This is a genomic window from Kitasatospora herbaricolor, assembly GCF_030813695.1.
Lineage (GTDB): Bacteria > Actinomycetota > Actinomycetes > Streptomycetales > Streptomycetaceae > Kitasatospora > Kitasatospora herbaricolor.
Genome location: NZ_JAUSVA010000002.1, coordinates 8,364,569 through 8,381,374 on the forward strand (window position 1 = coordinate 8,364,569; position 16,806 = coordinate 8,381,374).

At 73.9% G+C, this 16,806-nt stretch carries 10 protein-coding genes; 6 read left to right on the top strand and 4 right to left on the bottom strand.

Annotated elements, in window-relative coordinates; translation table 11 throughout:
- Positions 1-91 precede the first annotated feature (91 nt).
- On the top strand, positions 92-1,285 hold the full coding sequence (locus tag J2S46_RS36255; protein WP_229913228.1) for a hypothetical protein: 1,194 nt from the start codon (positions 92-94) through the stop codon (positions 1,283-1,285).
- Positions 1,286-1,480: 195 nt separating this feature from the next.
- Here J2S46_RS36255 and J2S46_RS36260 read toward each other — a convergent pair whose 3' ends face one another.
- The 3 genes from J2S46_RS36260 to J2S46_RS36270 form a co-directional block, all read right to left on the bottom strand.
- Complete coding sequence (locus tag J2S46_RS36260) at positions 1,481-7,678, bottom strand: DNRLRE domain-containing protein (protein ID WP_191293258.1); 6,198 nt, start codon at positions 7,676-7,678, stop codon at positions 1,481-1,483.
- Between the two features lie 145 nt (positions 7,679-7,823).
- Positions 7,824-8,129: a hypothetical protein gene (locus tag J2S46_RS36265; protein ID WP_191293257.1), complete on the bottom strand. Its 306-nt coding sequence runs from the start codon at positions 8,127-8,129 to the stop codon at positions 7,824-7,826.
- 6 nt (positions 8,130-8,135) lie between these two features.
- Positions 8,136-8,405 (bottom strand): hypothetical protein, encoded by a 270-nt coding sequence (locus J2S46_RS36270; protein WP_191293256.1) that lies wholly within the window; start codon positions 8,403-8,405, stop codon positions 8,136-8,138.
- Positions 8,406-8,738: 333 nt separating this feature from the next.
- On the opposite strand from J2S46_RS36270, the gene J2S46_RS36275 reads away from it, so the two are divergent.
- The 5 genes from J2S46_RS36275 (at position 8,739) to J2S46_RS36295 (ending at position 15,142) form a co-directional block, all read left to right on the top strand.
- The gene (locus tag J2S46_RS36275) at positions 8,739-9,725 is read left to right on the top strand and encodes a helix-turn-helix transcriptional regulator (protein WP_191293302.1); all 987 of its coding nucleotides are present in this window, start codon (positions 8,739-8,741) and stop codon (positions 9,723-9,725) included.
- A gap of 435 nt (positions 9,726-10,160) precedes the next feature.
- Complete coding sequence (locus J2S46_RS36280; protein ID WP_229913227.1) at positions 10,161-12,146, top strand: APC family permease; 1,986 nt, start codon at positions 10,161-10,163, stop codon at positions 12,144-12,146.
- A 286-nt stretch (positions 12,147-12,432) separates the two neighbouring features.
- Positions 12,433-14,577, top strand: a complete 2,145-nt coding sequence (gene tkt / locus J2S46_RS36285) for a transketolase (protein WP_191293255.1) — start codon at positions 12,433-12,435, stop codon at positions 14,575-14,577.
- A gap of 165 nt (positions 14,578-14,742) precedes the next feature.
- Positions 14,743-14,964 carry a helix-turn-helix domain-containing protein gene (locus J2S46_RS36290; protein WP_229913226.1) on the top strand — a complete coding sequence of 74 codons (222 nt, stop codon included), beginning with the start codon at positions 14,743-14,745 and terminating at the stop codon, positions 14,962-14,964.
- A gap of 7 nt (positions 14,965-14,971) precedes the next feature.
- Positions 14,972-15,142, top strand: a complete 171-nt coding sequence (locus J2S46_RS36295) for a hypothetical protein (RefSeq protein ID WP_191293254.1) — start codon at positions 14,972-14,974, stop codon at positions 15,140-15,142.
- A gap of 189 nt (positions 15,143-15,331) precedes the next feature.
- On the opposite strand, the gene J2S46_RS36300 is transcribed toward J2S46_RS36295, so the two are convergent.
- Positions 15,332-16,780: an MFS transporter gene (locus tag J2S46_RS36300; protein ID WP_191293253.1), complete on the bottom strand. Its 1,449-nt coding sequence runs from the start codon at positions 16,778-16,780 to the stop codon at positions 15,332-15,334.
- Positions 16,781-16,806: the final 26 nt, after the last annotated feature.

Here is a 16,806-nt window from a genome sequence, read left to right on the forward strand (position 1 = left end):
TCTTGAACTCCCGTTCATCCGGGCGTTGCCCGCCACCGCCGGGGCCGGGTCGATACTGCTTCCCGAATCGGGCGACCCACCGGGAGACAGCATGTTCAGCAGGATCGGTGCGGCCGCGGGCCTCACCCTCGCGATGACCGTGGTGCCGGCCACCGCCGCGACGGCGGACGACGGCCGCGCCGCGCACGGCGCCCGCGCGCCGTTCACGCTGGCCGTGTACGGCGACGCCCCGTACGGCACCTCGCCCACCGACACCTCCGAGTTCGAGGCGACCCCGGCGTTCATCGCCTCCGTCAACGCCGACCGGGACGTCAGCACCGTGATCCACGTGGGCGACATCCACTCCGGCAAGCAGTACTGCACCGAGGCGTACGACCGGTCGATCGCCGCGCTCTGGAGGACCTTCGCCGACCCGCTGGTCTACACGCCCGGCGACAACGAGTGGTCCGACTGCCACAAGGCCGCCGAGGGCGGCGGCAAGTACAACGCCGCCACGGGGCAGATCGATCCGGTCCTCGACCCGGCCACCGGCCGGCCGGTCGACCACGCCGCCGGCAACCCCGTGCAGAACCTGGACCTGGTCCGCCGGACGTTCTTCGCCCGGCCCGGCCACACCCTCGGCAGTGACACCCTGCGCGTCCTGTCGCAGGCCCAACTGCCCCACCGGGCGCACCCCGAGGACGCCGAGTACGTCGAGAACGTGCTCTGGGTCAAGAACGGCACCCTGTTCGTGACGGTCAACCTCCCCGGCGGCTCCAACAACGACGCGGACCCCTGGTACGGCGCGCCGACCGCCTCCCAGGAGCAGCTCGACGAGGCCGCCCACCGCACCGCCGCCGACCTGCGCTGGCTGGACACCGCCTTCACCCTCGCCCGGGCCGGCGGCCTCTCCAGCGTGGTGGTCACGGCCCAGGCCGACATGTGGGACCTGGACGGCAAGCCGGCCTCGCACGTGGCGAACTACGAGCCGCTGGTCGCCGCGCTGGCATCGCACACCACCGCCTTCGGCAAGCCGGTCCTGCTGCTGATGGGCGACTCGCACGTCTACCGCTCGGACAACCCGCTCACCCAGGGCTCGGCCTGCACCGGCGACGAGGGTGTCTGCTCCTACGACGCCTGGAACAGTCACCCGAGCTACCGGGTGCCGAACTTCCACCGCATCGTCGTCCACGGCAGCACCGTCCCGCTGGAGTGGCTGAAGCTGACCGTCACCCCCGGCGCCCACAACCCGACCACCGCCGCCTCCTTCGGCCCGTTCACCTGGACCCGCGTCACCAAGGGCTGACCGCGCCCCCCGGGCGCCGGCGGGCCCGGCCCGTACCGGCCGCCGGCCGGCTCCGCGCGGTGCGTCGGCCGGGCCTCGTCGCTCCCACCGACGACGGCCGGCCCGGGAGAGGAACTCTCCCGGGCCGGCCCACCTGTCCTTCATCGGCCGGTGTCACCCCGGCCCGCTCCGCCCCGGCGGAGCGTCACCCGCGGCTCAGTACCGCGGGTTCACCCGGTAGATCGGGCGGTCCGGCACCCAGAAGTGGCTGGACCTCCAGATGCCGAAGGTGAACTTCACCCCGTGGCTGCCCCGCTTGTTGGCGGCCTTGATGAACTGCTTGCCGACCTTCTTCATCAGGTAGGACAGCGCCCACAGGACGTAGCCGGCGGCCCGGGCCGCGATGTGCGGCAGGCGCCGCAGGATCTTCGAGATGCCCTGGCTGATCTTGCCGGAGACGTACAGCAGCACACCGATGGTGTTGCCCTCGGAGCGGCTGAAGTAGGCGGTCCACTTCTTCCGCCAGGACATCCCGGTCAGGTCGTCCATGGTGATCGGGTCGACCGGGTAGCCGTAGGCGTTCGGCGAGCCCTCCAGCACCGGGTCCGGCTGCAGGAAGCGGCCGGTGGTCGCGTCGTACAGGCGCACGCCCATCAGGGTGAGGTCGGAGAGGCCGTCGGCCTCGCGCTGCGCCCCGCCGAGCCAGCCGTACTCGGTCGAGCCGGTGGCGTCGACGACGTTGCCGTACTCGTCGTAGTGGTAGACGGCGAGGTCCTCGGTGCCGTCCGGGGACATCTGGACCGACACGTCGCCGTGCAGGTTGGTCAGCAGCAGGATCGCGCCGCCGTCGGTCCCGGTGGCGGCCGTGAGCTGGCCGGTCAGGTCCTGGACGTTGCGGGTGAGCATGCCGGCCGCGTCCTTCGACCAGGCGGGGGTGTCCTCGCCGGCGTCGAAGTGGTTGGTCGACAGGCCGGTGATCGCCCAGGTGCCGTCCGCGCCCCTGGTCTCCGTGGTGGTGACCGCGAGGCGGCCGGAGGCGTCCAGGTCCCAGGTCTTGCGGGTGTCGCCGAGGCTCTCGCCGCGGACCAGGTCGTTGGCGTAGTAGCTCAGCTGGGTGCCCTTGGGCAGGGCGGTGGTGCGGCCGTAGGCGTCGTACACGTAGCCGGCGTCGGTGAGGCGGTCGGCGGTGTCGTAGCCGTGGTTCTCGGACTTGGTGACGGCGTCGGCGGTGGCCGGGTCGCAGTCGTCGGTCACGGTGGTGCGGTTGGTCCGGTTGCTGCTCCTGTCGAACGTGTAGGACCTGGTGGCGCAGCCGAGGCCGGTGGTGGCGGCGGCCTTGGTGAGGCGGCCGGTGGCGTCGTAGGTGTAGGTGGTGCCGGTGGTGTTGCCGTCGGCCTGGGTGATGCCGGCCTGCTGGCCGTGGACGGTGAAGTCCGCGGTGTCGGCGAGCAGCACGGTGCCGGACTGGGTGGTGTAGGTCTTACCGGTCTGGATGCCCCGGCTGTCGTAGGTGTTGGTCAGGGTGTTGCCGCCCGGCATGGTCTGGGTGACCAGCCGGCCCTCGACGTCGTAGCCGGCGGTGAAGGTGCCCGCGACCGAGTCGGTGAGGGAGGTGGGCAGTCCGCGCGGGTCCTTGGCGGTGTCGTAGCCGTAGGTGGTGCTGGAGGGCACCGAGTCCGACTTCTTCACCACCCGGTCCAGCTTGTCGTACTCGGTGGTGGCGACGTTGCCGGCGCCGTCGTCGTAGGAGACCAGGCGGCCGAGCTTGTCGTAGCCCTGCTTGACGGTGGCCCTGCCGTTGGCGAGGGTGGCGAGTTCGCCCGTGGCCGGGTCGTAGCCGAACGTGATGTCGGGGACGGCGGTGCCGGTGCCGCCGGTGATCGAGACCTTCAGCGGGCGCCCGGCGGCGTCGTAGGTGCGGGTGGTGGTGCGGGTGACGCCGTTGGCGACCTCGGTCACGACCGAGACGTTGCCCCAGCGGTCGTACTGGAAGGTCCTGGTCGGGGTCTGCGTCGGGTTGCTGCCGCCGCCGGTGACCTGGGCGGCCGGGCCCGTGGAGCAGACCAGGTCGGCCCACTCGGGGTGGCCGGCGCAGGCGCCGGTGCCGGAGGCGCCGTAGTACGTGGTCACCGTGGTGGCCGCGTCGGAGCCGGTGGAGTTGGGCCGGCTCTGGGTGGTCACCCGGCCGCTGGTGTCGTACCCGGTGCCGGTGGTGATCCTGAGGCCGGCCGGGTCCTGCACGGACTGGGTGGGCAGGCCCTGGGCCCAGTCGTACGCCGTGGCGGTGGTGCGGGTGTCGGCGTCGGTGGCGTAGCCGTCGATCCGGGCGCCGGTGGTCACCGAGGTGGCGCGGTCGCTGACCGAGGCGCCCGCCGGGCGGCCCTCGTCGTAGGCGGTCACGGTGGCGGCGCGGGCCGCGACCTCGGCGCCGGCGGCGAGCGCCGGGCTGCTGCCGGAGGCGGCCAGGTCGTGCTCCAGGGTGACCAGTTGCAGCGGGTCGTAGCTCTCGACCAGGCGCTTGCCGTCGGCCGAGTACACCGAGGCCGAGGAGAGCACCTGGGCGCGGTCGGCCGTGGAGCGGCCGGCGATGCCGAGGGCGCGCAGCTTGGCGAGGTCGGTGCCGGTGGTGGCCAGGGCGAGGACGCGGTTCTCGGCTGAGAGCGTGCGGACCTGGCTGCCGAAGGCGTTGTACTCGGTGGTGGTGATGCCGCCGCCGGGGGTGGCCGTGTTGACCTCGCGCCCGGAGGCGTTGGTGTAGGTCAGTGAGGCGCGGTTGTAGGCGGCGGTGCCGAGGGCCTTGCCGTCGTGGCCCGCCGGGACGGCGTCGGGCGGCAGGACGGCGGTGGCGTCGGTCGGGGCGTCGCTCTGGCCCCAGGCGGCGACGTCGCTCGGGCCCAGCGGGTAGGGCGCGTTGTTGCCGCTCAGCGGGACGTCGTAGACCACCGAGGTGGTGGCGGTGCCGTCGGTGACGTCCGTGCTGCCCTGCTTGAGGGTGGGGCGGGAGGCGGCGAGCAGCATGCCGTCACCCGCGGTGGCGGCGTTGCCGGCCTTGCCGTACTCCAGGGTCCACGGCAGCTCGCCGGGCTCGGCCGCGGTGGTGACCCGGCCGGACGCGTCGTAGCCGTAGGTGGTCTTCAGCGCGGGGCTGATGCGCGGGTCCCAGACCTCGCGCAGCCGTCCCTGGTCGTCGTAGGCGTACTGCGAGACGACGACGGGGGTGGCCGCGGAGGCGCCCGGGTCGGTGGACCAGAGCCGGATCTGCTTCACCTGGCCGGTGAAGTCGCCGGTGGCGGAGGAGGTGGCGGTGGTGGCGCCGGCGTACACGTACTCCAGCACCCGGCAGCCGACCGTGGAGGGCGCGGCTGCGCAGTTGGCGGAGGCGGTCGCCGAGGTCGCCGCGACCACGTACTTCGGTCGGGCCAGGGTCTTGCCGCCGGCCACGACCTTCTCCGAGACCACCGAGGTGGTGGAGTTGTCGCTGGGCAGCGAGGAGCCGCCTGCCTGCCAGGTGGTGGCGGCCGGGTCGACCTTGGCGAAGGTGACGGTGGTGCCGGCGGTGTCCTTCAGGGTGAAGGCACCGGTGAGCGCCCCGGTCAGGGTGAGGTCCTCGGCGCCGGGCTCGGGCTTCCAGCCGCCGGCGCCGGTGGCGGTGAAGCCGACCTCGGAGCCGTCCGCGGAGACCAGCGAGAGGGAGGTCGCCGAGGTCTGGCGGACGTAGGTGTAGTCGGCGTCGGTGATCTCGGCGCTGGTGCCGGAGCTCCACTGCGGGCCGAAGATCGCCGCCTGGCCCTCCTGGGCCGAGCCGTTGACGGGCCGGCGGGAGGAGAATGAACGCTCCGCGCTGAGGCCGAAGCCCTCGGCGTCGGTGGCCGACAGGGTGAGGTCACCGGTGAGGGTGTTCACCTCGCCGGGGCCGACCGGCGTCTGGGGGGCGTCGCCCGCGTTGCGGTCCACCGTGACGGTGTTCGGCTCGGTGGCGTCCGTGGCGGCGCCGTCGGTGAAGACCGCGCGGACGTCGACCGGGCCGTTCTCGGCCAGGGTGTCGGTGATGTTCCAGTTCAGCGGGGCCGGCTTGCCGGCGGCCGCCGCGAACGGCCAGCCGGCCACCGCCTTGCCGTCGGTGGTGGTGACGTTGGCGACCGGGACGTCCTTCCAGGCGTCCGTCTCGCCGCGGCGGTACTGGTAGCGCACGCCGGTGTAGGTGCTGTTGCCCTCGGCCTGCAGCGAGGTGCGGCGGGCCGGGCGCTCGCCCGCGCCGGGCGCCACCAGCGCGGAACCCTTGCCCGCGTAGAAGGTGTACGTCTTGTCGGCGGAGACGTTGCCCGCCGCGTCGCGGGTGTGCGCCGTCACCGTGTGCGCGCCGGCCTTGAAGGTGAGCGCCGCCGTCACCGCCGCGCCGGTGGTCGCCGCGGTCACCCAGGCGCCGCCGTCCAGCCGGTACTGCACGTCCTTCACGTCGGAGGACGGCGGGGTGAAGGTGAAGGTGCCGGTGTACGAGCCGCCCGCGTCCGGGGTGCCGGACCACTGGCCGGCCGGGAAGTCGCCGGAGGAGACGGTGGTGGTGCCCGGTGCGGTGGTGTCCACGGTGAAGGTGCGGAAGGCCGACCACGCGCTGTTGGCGGTGCCGTCCCAGGAGCGCGAGCGCCACTTGTAGGCACCGGGGGCCAGCGCGGTCGCGGGGGACCAGGCGACGGTCGATCCGGAGGCGGCGTAGGCGGAGCGGCCGGACTGCAGGGCCGCGGTGCCGTTGGCCGTCCAGACCTCGAAGTCCAGCGCCACGTTGCCGCCGTCGGGGTCGGTCGCCTTGGCGGACAGCGCCGGGGTGGCGTCCCCGGTGAGGGCGCCGCCGGCCGGGGTCAGCAGGGTGGAGACGGCCGGCGGGGTGTTGTACGTCACCGACAGGTAGGGCGTGTTGGAGGACGCGTTGCCGGAGTTGAACTTCTTCCAGCCGTACGGGTCGCTCTCGTCGGTGGCCCGGATGCCCAGCGTGTTGGCGCCCTTGCCGTTGCCGGCCCAGGCCTGCACGAGGGAGGTGATGTCGGTGTTCACCCAGCCGTCGTTGCAGGAACTGGAGTAGCCCTTGGTCGCGGTGGTGGTGGCCCACTTGCGGTTCCAGGTGGGCTGCGCCGTCCAGCGGGTGGTGGTGGAGGCGGAGTTGGTGTCCCAGACCTCCCAGCTCTTCGCGGTGCAGGACCAGGAGTGGAAGTTCCACAGGTTGAGCTTGCCGCTGGTGATCTGCTTGCCGCTGATCTGCGCCATCGGGAACTGCAGGAACGAGCGGGCCACCTGGCCGGAGCCGTTGTTGCCGAGCTTCAGCTCGGTCTGCGCCGAGACGTCGGTGGCGTAGCCCTGCTGGACGAAGGTGTCGAAGCCGACGCCGATGTTGACCGCCGGGTCGACGGTCACCGGGTACTTGGTCCTCGGATCGTTCAGGAAGGCCGCGTCGGGGGTGAGGGTCAGGTCGACGGAGTCACCGGTCTGAGTCACCTTCAGGCCCACCGGCGCGGTGCGGGTGTGGTCGCCGGAGCGTTCGTCGACCTGGGCGTCCCACATCATGGGGGCGGGCAGCCGGCCGGCCTCCTGGCCGTTCTTCGGATCGATGAACGACACCGAACCGTCGTCGTTCTGCCGGGCCCGCAGGCCGGCCGCGTCGAGGGTGAGCGTGACGGTGCCGTTGGCGGCGACCGCCGAACGGTCCTTGAGCTCCAGGAACTGCTCGAAGCCCGTCCGGGTGGACTCGACGACCAGGTCGGTGGCGGTCAACGCGTCCGCGTAGCGGGCCCGGTGGCCGTCGATGCTCGGGGCGGGCAGCGCGCCGCGCCAGGACAGGGACATCGCGGTGCCCGCGCCGTTGTCCAGCGAGACCAGCGGCACGGCTGGGGCCCGCTGGTCCCCGGCGGGGGCACCGGCGGCCTTGAAGCGGGAGACGGCGGCGGCCGGGGTGGCCCCGGCGAGGGTGAGGCCCAGCGGGTGGCCCTTGGCCTTGACGCCGCCGTCCGGCTGCGGGGCGAGGTCGACGTCGATCGGCTGGAACCGGCCGGACCTGTCCTTGTAGCGGATCGGGCCGGAGGCCATGTCGAGGGTGGTGGTGCCGTCCGGGTTGATCCAGGTGGTGCTCGACTCGGTCCGCTCGCCCACCACCTCGATCCGGCGGTTCTCCAGCCGGGCCTTGAGGTGGGCGGTGGCGATGTCCTGGGCCTCGGCCGGTCCGTGGGCGGTGGCCGCGGGCGAGGCGGGGGACCGCGGGGTGACGGCGACGGCCTGGCCGGTCGCCATGATGACGGCCGCCGACTCGGCGGCGATCACGATGGACAGGGCGATGGCGGTGCGGCGCAGCAGTGCTCCGTGCCGCCGCCGGGCGGAGGGTGGTGGTACGTCCCCGGAGCGTTGTCCGGGACCGTGCTGGCGTGCCATGGGGCTCCTTGGTGTGAAGGACAGCGATGGATCGGTAAAGGTCCGATACGAACCGGCCAAACTCCGGGTCGTCGAGGATCGGTGGAAAGCGGACGGGCGGTAGGAAATCGCCTGCGGGGCAGGAGGGGATCCGTGACCGGACGGGCTACGGCGGAGCGAGGGCGAAGGCTCCGACGGCCCCTTCGGCGAGCGCCCGGCCGAGCAGGGCCCTCGCCCGCCGTTCGGCCTCGGAGCGGTCGGGGGCCCGGACGAACAGGACCAGCCCCAGCCCCCGCGGCCCGCTCCTGGCCCGGATGTGCTCCAGACCGTCCGCGGGCCCGGCGTACCCCCACAGGGCCTGCTGGACCGCGGCGGCCACCCCGTCGCCGGTCGCTGCGGCCCCGTCGGTCGACGGGGCCGCAGGGACGTCCGGCGGGCGGTCCGGACGGAGGGTCAGGTACACGGCGAACACGGCGGGTCAGATCCAGTCGTCCCAGCCGATCCCCGGCTTGTCCGTGGCGAGGAGGGCTGCCCCGGCCGGTGCGGCGCCTCCAACCGGCGCGCCAGCAGGCAGGTTGTCCGGGTCGACGCGCGTGTCGGCCGGGAGCGCCGGGTCTGACGGGGTGTCCGGGGCGGCAGTGACGGCGGAGGCGTACGAGGCCGGTGAGGAGGCGAGTGCCGGGGTGGCGGCGGTCGCGAGGGTGAGCGCCAGGGCGGCGGCGGCGAGCAGTCGGGCGGACGTGGACACGGTGGTTCCCGTTCTGTCGGGCGGCGGGAGGAGGGCGGTGAGGCATCCGACGCAGGGCGCCGAAGGGTCGGGCGGGGTTCCCGGGGACGGTCCCCGCGGGTGGTGCGCACCTCGGGGGCCCACCCGAATCCTTCCGGCGCCAACCCCGCCGGGGGAGGGGTACCGCCCGGCAGCAAGCGGACAGGCAGCTTGCTGCAACCCCCCTGCGGCGCGCCGGCGCACCCCCGGCGCACCCTTGACCGGATCATGCCTTGCTGGCCGCCGGCGATGGCTGACAAGATCGGCCCGGCTGGGCCGACCGGACACCAACCCGTCGCGATCAGGGGTCTAGAAGTGCTGGAGCTGCTGGGCCTGGACGCAACCGCGGAGGCCGTCTACCGCGAGATGCTGGCCGACCCCGAAGGCGGGGTCGCCGAACTCCGCGAACGGCTGGACCTGCCCGAACCCGACATCCGCGCGGCTCTGGACCGCCTGGCCGACCTCACCCTGCTGCGCGCCTCGCGTGAACGCCCCGGCGCCCTCTGGCCGGTCAGCCCCGAGCGCGGCCTGGAACTGCTGCTGCGCCGCCAGGAGGAGGAACTCGCGCGTCGCCAGCAGGAACTGGAGGTCAGCCGGGCCGCCGTGGCGCGCGCCGTCGCCGAGTACGCCGTGCTGCGCCCCAACACCCTGGTGGACGGTGCCGAGCGGCTGGTGGGCCTCGACGCCATCCAGGCGAAGCTGGAGGTGCTCACCGGCCGGCTCGCCGGCGAGTGCCTCGCCGTGATGCCCGGCGGGGCCCAGTCCGCGGCCAGCCTGGCGGCCTCACGGCCCTTGGACGAGGACGCGCTGCGGCGCGGGGTACGGCTGCTGACGATCTATCAGGACAGTGTCCGGAACGACCCGGAGACGTTCGCCTACGCGCAGTGGATGACCGATCTCGGTGGCCGGGTGCGGACCGCGCCGGTGCTGCCGCCGCGGATGCTGGTCTTCGACCGGCGCACCGCGGTGGTGCCGATCGACCCGCAGCACACCAAGCTCGGCGCCCTCTGCACGGAGGAACCCGGGATCGTCGCCTCGCTGGTCGCGCTCTTCGAGCAGACCTGGGAGAACGCTGTCCCGCTCGGCGCGGACCGTCCCGAGGACGGCCGGACGGGTCTGAACGCCGGGGAGCGGGAGCTGCTGCGGCTGCTCTCCACCGGGCTGACCGACGAGATGGCGAGCCGGCGGCTGGGGGTCTCGGTGCGTACGGTGCGGCGTCAGATGGCCGCACTGATGGAGCGGCTGGACGCGGCGAGCCGCTTCGAGGCGGGACTGAAGGCGGCCCAGCGGGGCTGGTTGTAGGCCTCGTCCCTGGCCTGGGTCCGGACCGCCCGGTGACGCCGGCCGGACGAGCGGGGGCATCGGCCCGGCCGCGGTCGCCACGTCGCCCGGCCCGGGAGGCCGGCCCGGCAGGTCGGTGCCGGTCTCGGCCCGCGGCGCCTCCTGAGCCGGCGGGCGGCGCGGTCCGGGCACCCGGAACCGCTGCCGGTGCCGGTGCGCTCCCGAGCGGCGGCCGGCCGGGCGGAGCCGGGTGAGGACGTGATCTCCACGCGGGCGAACCGCCCGACGGGAGCGCCCGGTGCGCGCGGCGACGGATGAGGCGCCGCGCACGGGGCACACGGGTGTCCGTGGACCACCCGGTCCGTACCCCGCCTCACGGGGCCCGCTCCGGGGCCACCTCCCGGTGGGCCGCGGCGCCCGCCGCGGTGTCCGGGCGAACGAAGGGTTGTGGCGGACGTGGCAGAGACGCTGGACGGGCTCGGTGTGCCCGAGGTGGTCGAGCACCCCGCGTTGCGGGCGCGGCCGGCCCGGGGACTGGCGGGGTGGCTGCTGCACGACAGGGTCCAGCCGGCCGGTCCGGCGGCGGGGGAGGACCGTTCCCGGAAGCAGGCCTGGTGGAAGGTGATGTGCCTGACCGGCGTGGACTACTTCTCCAGCCTGGCCTACGTGCCGGCGATCGCCGCGCTGGCCGCGGGCAAGGTCTCGCCGCTGGCGACGCTGCTGATCGTGGCGCTGACGCTGCTGGGGATGCTGCCGATGTACCGGCGGGTGGCGCACGAGAGCCCGAACGGCGCGGGATCGGTCGCGATGCTGGAGGACCTGCTGCCGTTCTGGCGCGGCAAGCTGTTCGTGCTGGTCCTGCTGGGCTTCGTGGCCACATCGTGGATCATCACGATCACGCTCTCGACGGCGGACGCGTCGGTGCACGTGGTGGAGAACCCGCTGTTCCCCACGGCACTGCACGGGCATGAGGTGGCCATCACGGTGGGGCTCCTGCTGTTGCTGGGAGGGGTGTTCCTGCTGGGATTCAGCGAGGCCGTCAGCGTCGCGATCCCCCTGGTGGCGGTGTTCCTGCTGCTCAACGCCGTCGTCATCGCGGTCGGCGTGGTCGACGTGGTCACCACACCCGGCGCCTGGTCGGCGTGGACCCAGGCGCTCGTCGAAGGCGGAGGCGGCGTCGGTGCGCTGGCGGGCCCCGCCCTGCTGGCCTTCCCGCTGCTGGTGCTGGGCCTGTCGGGATTCGAGACGGGGGTGAGCATGATGCCGCTCATCGCCTCGGACGGCGCCGACGCCGAGCAGCGGCTCGCCTCGCGGATCCGCAACGCCCGGCGCCTGCTGACCACCGCGGCCGTCGTCATGAGCGTCTTCCTGCTCGCCGCGAGCTTCGTCACCACCGTCCTCATCCCCCGCCAGGAGTTCGAAGCGGGCGGGGCGGCCAACGGCCGGGCGCTGGCCTGGCTGGCCCACGAGCACGTCGGTGCGGCGTTCGGCACCGTCTACGACATCAGCACGATCCTGATCCTGTGGTTCGCGGGCGCCTCCGCCATGGCCGGGCTGATCAACATCGTCCCCCGCTACCTCCCCGACTACGGCATGGCGCCCGAGTGGGCCCGCGCGGTGCGCCCCGTCGTCCTCGTCTACACGGCCCTGTGCGTCGTCATCACGATCGCCTTCGGCGCCGACGTCAACGCCCAGGCCGGCGCGTACGCCACGGGCGTCCTCGCGATGATGGTCTCCGGCGCCTTCGCCGTCACCGTCTCCGCCCTGCGCCGCCACCGGCGAGCGGCGACCGCGGGCTTCGCCGTCCTGACGGCCGTCCTCCTGTACGCGCTCGTCGCCAACATCGTCGACAAGCCGGACGGCATCGCCATCTCCGGGCTGTTCATCGCCGGCATCATCACCGTGTCGGTGATCTCGCGGGTCACCCGCACCACCGAACTGCGCGCCGACCGCATCGTGTTCGATCCCGACGCCCGCCGGTTCCTCGCCGACACCATCGCCCACGACCACGCGATCAACATCATCGCCAACCGCCGCGAGGCCGGCGACCGGGCCGAGTACGCCGACAAGGAGGCCGAGCAGCGGGGCAACAACCCGGTACCCGGCGCCGCGGACGTGCTGTTCCTGGAGATCGACGTGGTCGACCCCTCCGACTTCAGCGAGACCCTCACCGTCCACGGCGTCGAGGTCGAGGGCTACCGCGTGCTGCGCGCCGAGGCACCCGCCGCGCCCAACGCCATCGCCGCGCTGCTGCTCGCGCTGCGCGACACCACCGACATCCGGCCGCACTGCTACTTCGCCTGGGCCGAGGGCAGCCCCCTCAAGCACATGTTCCGCTACTTCCTGCTCGGCCGCGGTGACACGGCCCCCGTCACCCGCGAGATCATCCGCAGGAACGAACCCGATCCCGGCCGCCGCCCGCGCATCCACGTCGGCGGCTGAGCCCACGGCCGGCCGGCGCCCTCCCGGCGCCGGCGGTCGCGGTCGCGCGGCCTGTTCCCGTGGAGGCGCCGGATCGGGCCGAGCGGCACTCCGCTCAGGGGTTGCGCCGCTGCCGCGGGCCCGGTGGGGCGACGTGGAGGAAGCCGGCCAGGACGGCGGGCCGATGCGCTCATGGCGGGGCGCTGCCCGGGTAGGCGCCGGTGGACGCGCGGACGGGCCCGACCCGCCCCCGGCCGTCGGACCGACCGCGCGGCACCCCTCGTCCGACCACCTCGGGAGTACACCCATGACACCCGGCACCACACCCGCGCACCACCGCCACCAGTCCCTGGCCGACCCCGTCGCGGAGCGGGCCGGCTGGGACGCCGTCGACCTCCGCGCCGTCGACACCGCCAGGGTGCTCGCGGCCGACGCCGTGCAGCGCACCGGCAACGGCCACCCCGGCACCGCCATGAGCCTGGCACCGCTCGCCCATCTGCTCTTCCAGAACGTGTTGCGCCACGACCCCGCCGACGACCGGTGGCTGGGCCGCGACCGCTTCGTGCTGTCCTGCGGCCACACCAGCCTCACGCTCTACGTCCAGCTCCACCTGACCGGCTACGGCCTGGAACTCGACGACCTCAAGGCCCTGCGGACCTGGGGTTCCGCCACCCCGGGCCACCCGGAGTACCGGCACACCCGCGGTGTGGAGATCACCACCGGGCCGCTCGGCCAAGGCCTCGGCGCGGCCGTGGGCATGGCCATGGCCGCCCGCCGCGAACGCGGTCTGCTCGACCCGGACGCCCCGGACGGAGAGAGCCCCTTCGACCACCACGTCTACGTGCTCGCCTCGGACGGCGACCTGATGGAGGGCGTCACCGCTGAGGCCAGCTCGCTCGCCGGCCACCAGCGCCTCGGCAACCTCGTCATGGTCTACGACCAGAACCACATCTCGATCGAGGACGACACCGACGTCTCCTTCAGCGAGGACGTCGCCGCCCGCTACCGCGCGTACGGCTGGCACGTGCAGAGCGTGGACTGGACGAGCACCGGCCGCTACGTCGAGGACGTCGACGCCGTCCTCGACGCGCTGGAGGCCGCGCGCGCCGAGACCACCCGGCCGTCGCTGCTGGTGCTGCGCACCGTCATCGGCTGGCCCGCACCCACCCTGCGGAACTCCGGCAAGGCCCACGGTTCCGCCCTCGGGGCGGACGAGGTCGCCGCCACGAAGCAACTCCTCGGCTTCGACCCCGCGCGCACCTTCACCGTCGAGGACGAGGTCCTCGCGCGCACCCGCCGTGCCCGCGACCGCGGGCGCGAGCTCCACGAGGCCTGGACCCCGCGCTACCAGCGCTGGCGCGCCGAGAACCCGGAGCGGGCCGCACTGCTGGACCGACTGAGCGAGCCCCGGCTGCCCGACGGCTGGCACACCCGGATTCCCGCCTTTCCCGCCGACCCCGAGGGGCTCGCCACGCGCTCCGCCTCCGGCAAGGTGCTGACCGCCCTCGCACCCGTCCTGCCCGAACTGTGGGGCGGCTCCGCCGACCTCGCGGGCAGCAACAACACCACCATGGACGGCGAGCCCTCCTTCCTGCCCGAGGGTGTGGAGACCACCGAGTGGAAGGGCGGTCCGTACGGCCGCACCCTGCACTTCGGCGTCCGTGAGCACGCCATGGGCGCGATCCTCAACGGGATCGCCCTGCAGAGTCTGACCCGCCCCTACGGCGGTACCTTCCTCACCTTCAGCGACTACATGCGGCCCGCCGTACGGCTGGCCGCGCTGATGAAGCTCCCGACCATCTACGTCTGGACGCACGACTCGATCGGCCTCGGCGAGGACGGCCCCACCCACCAGCCGGTCGAGCACCTCGCCGCGCTCCGGGCGATTCCCGGACTCGACGTGGTGCGCCCCGCCGACGCCAACGAGACGGCGGCCTGCTGGCGCGCGGTGCTGGAGCACACCGACCGGCCCACCGGCCTGGCCCTGACCCGGCAGAAGGTGCCCGTCCTCGACCGCGGCCCGGACGGCTGCGCCCCGGCGGAGGGCGCCGCCCTCGGCGGCTACGTGCTGCGCGACCCGGCCGGCGGCGAGCGGCCGCAGGTGCTGCTGCTGGCCACCGGATCGGAGGTGCACCTGGCCCTGGCGGCCCAGGACCTGCTGGCCGGTGAGGGGGTGCCGAGCCGGGTGGTGTCCCTGCCGTGCCTGGAGTGGTTCGAAGCCCAGCCCCGCGCCTACCGCGAGGAGGTCCTCCCGCCCGCCCTCACCGCGCGGGTGAGTGTGGAGGCCGGCGTGGCCCTCGGCTGGCGGGAGCTGGTCGGCCCGCGGGGCCGGATCGTCAGCCTGGACCACTACGGCGCCTCCGCCGACCACCGGCGGCTGTACGCCGAGTTCGGCCTCACCGCCGAGGCGGTGGCCGCCGCCGCACGCGAGAGCCTCGCGGGGACGGGATGACGCCCGGCCCCCGGTAAGGCGGAGGTGGTTCCGGTGGCCCGCGCGTTCGACCCGACCGCGCGGGCCGCCCCCACCCTCCCCTCTCCCGCAGCCCGGCGACCGGCTTACTTGCCCGGCAGCCGGGCAGACGAGCGGGGACGAGGATCCCGATGACGAGGGGCCGCTGTGACCGACACCGATCTTGCCCGGATCCTGAGCCGCGCCATGCGGCGACGGCACCTCACGGCGCAGGCCGTCGCGGACCTCACGGGGATCCGCACCCCCCGCATCCGCGCCTTCGCCGAGGACGGCACCGACGGGCCCGTCCGCCCCACACCCGAGGAACTGGCGCAGCTCACCGAAGCGCTCGCCCTGCCCCGGCCCACCGACCCCCCAGGAGAACGGTAGCCACGCCATGGTCCTCTTCCTGATCCTGCTCCTGCTGGCGATCGTGCTCGGCGTCATCGGCGCCGTCGCCCACGGACTCCTTCCCCTGCTGATCATCGCGATCGCCCTCCTCGTCGCCGACCTCACCTACGCCGCTCTGCGGCTGCGCCGAGGCCCCGGCCGGCACGCGCTGCGCTGACGCCGATCGCTCGGCGCACCGACCGCTCGGCGCACCGGGAGCCTTCCGGGTCCGCACGACCACGCCGCCACCCCCGCGGACCTCACGACCGCGTGCGGCCGGGGGGCGCGGCGGCGCTCGCCCCGCTCCGACGAGACCCCCGGCCCCGGCCGTGCCGCGAGGGCCGGGCCGGACCTGGCCCTTCAGATGTCAGGTGGTGCCGATCTTCGCCTTCTTCGCCGTCCCTGCGGCTACGGCCGGTTCGGCGGAGACCGGTCGTGGCGTGCGGACGAGCGGGACGGTCGCGCACGCGGCGAGCAGGGAGGCGGCGGCGATCGCGTACCAGCCGTGCCGGAACGCGGCGACGGCGTGTCCGGGAGCCGGGGTGCCGAGGATGCCGATCAGGGTCGCGACGCCGAGGACCGCGCCGATCTGGCGGCCCATCGAGGTGATGGCCGAGCCGGTGGCGAAGCGGGCCGGCGGCAGGGCGGCCGCCGACGCCCCGGTCAGGACCGGGACGGTCATGCCGACGCCGAGGCCGGTCAGCAGCATGCCGGGCAGGAGCGAGGCCGCGTAGGCCGAGCCGGTGTCGAGGGTCGCGGCCCACCACAGGATGCCGGCCGCGAACAGGACGGTCCCCGCCAGCGCGATGCGGCCCGCGCCGAATCTGGCGACGGCGGGCCCGATCCGCAGCGCGACCGGCGGGACGAGCAGGGGGCCTGGCGCGATGGCGAGGCCGGTGAGCAGAGCCGAGTAGCCCCGGACGTCCTGGCACCACAGCACCGCGCCGAGCAGCATGCCGGCGAAGGCGACGGTGAAGAGCGTCAGGGCGGCGGCGGAGGCTGCGAAGGCCGGCACCCCAAGCAGCGGCAGTTCGACGATCGGTACGGGGTGGCGGGCCGAGCGCAGGACGAACCAGACGCCGAGCAGCACCGCGCCGGCGAGGTTGCCGAGGGTCCCGGCGCTCGTCCAGCCCCAGTCGGGAGCCTTGACCAGGCCGAGCGCGAGCGTGGCGATCGATCCGGTGAGGAGGGTGGCGCCGAGCAGGTCGGGGAGCGGACTCTTCCGCGCCCCGGCGCGGCCGGGCGACGGCAGCACCTTGGCACCGAGCGCGAACGCCGCGAGCCCCACCGGCACGTTGACGATGAAGACCCAGCGCCATCCGGCCTCGACCAGCAGTCCGCCGGCCACGGGCCCGAGTCCGGCGGCGATCCCCCCGATCGAGGCCCAGGCCCGCACCGCCCCGGCGCGCTTCTCGGGCGCCGTCGTGTCGAGCAGCAGCGCGAGTGACGTCGGCATCAGCAGCGCGGCGCCGGCGGCCTGCACGAGCCGTGCCGCGACCAGCGTCCCGACCTCCGGAGCCAGTGCGCAGCCGACCGAGGCGAGGGTGAAGACCGCCAGCCCGGTCAGGAAGACCGGCTTGTGGCCGGAGCGGTCGGCGACGCGCCCGGCGACCACGAGGAGCGCCGCGAAGACGATCGCGTAGCCGTTGAGGACCCAGGAGAGGGAGCCGAGGCCGCTGCCGCCGAACGAGCGGCCGATCGCGGGGAGGGCCACGTTGACGATGAAGAGGTCGAGGTTCGACATGAAGACCGCGGCCGCGACCGTCGCGAACACGGCGCGGGCGGCCCTTGGTGAGTTTGAAAATCCAACTGTCATGGACGGGAGGCTAGCCATGTGAGTTT

Excerpts from the sequence above, each read along its gene's own strand:
- tkt (WP_191293255.1), top strand. The coding sequence starts at position 12,433 with ATGACACCCGGCACCACACCCGCGCACCACCGCCACCAGTCCCTGGCC.
- J2S46_RS36260 (WP_191293258.1), bottom strand. The coding sequence starts at position 7,678 with ATGGCACGCCAGCACGGTCCCGGACAACGCTCCGGGGACGTACCACCA.
- J2S46_RS36255 (WP_229913228.1), top strand. The coding sequence starts at position 92 with ATGTTCAGCAGGATCGGTGCGGCCGCGGGCCTCACCCTCGCGATGACC.
- J2S46_RS36295 (WP_191293254.1), top strand. The coding sequence starts at position 14,972 with ATGGTCCTCTTCCTGATCCTGCTCCTGCTGGCGATCGTGCTCGGCGTC.
- J2S46_RS36300 (WP_191293253.1), bottom strand. The coding sequence starts at position 16,780 with ATGACAGTTGGATTTTCAAACTCACCAAGGGCCGCCCGCGCCGTGTTC.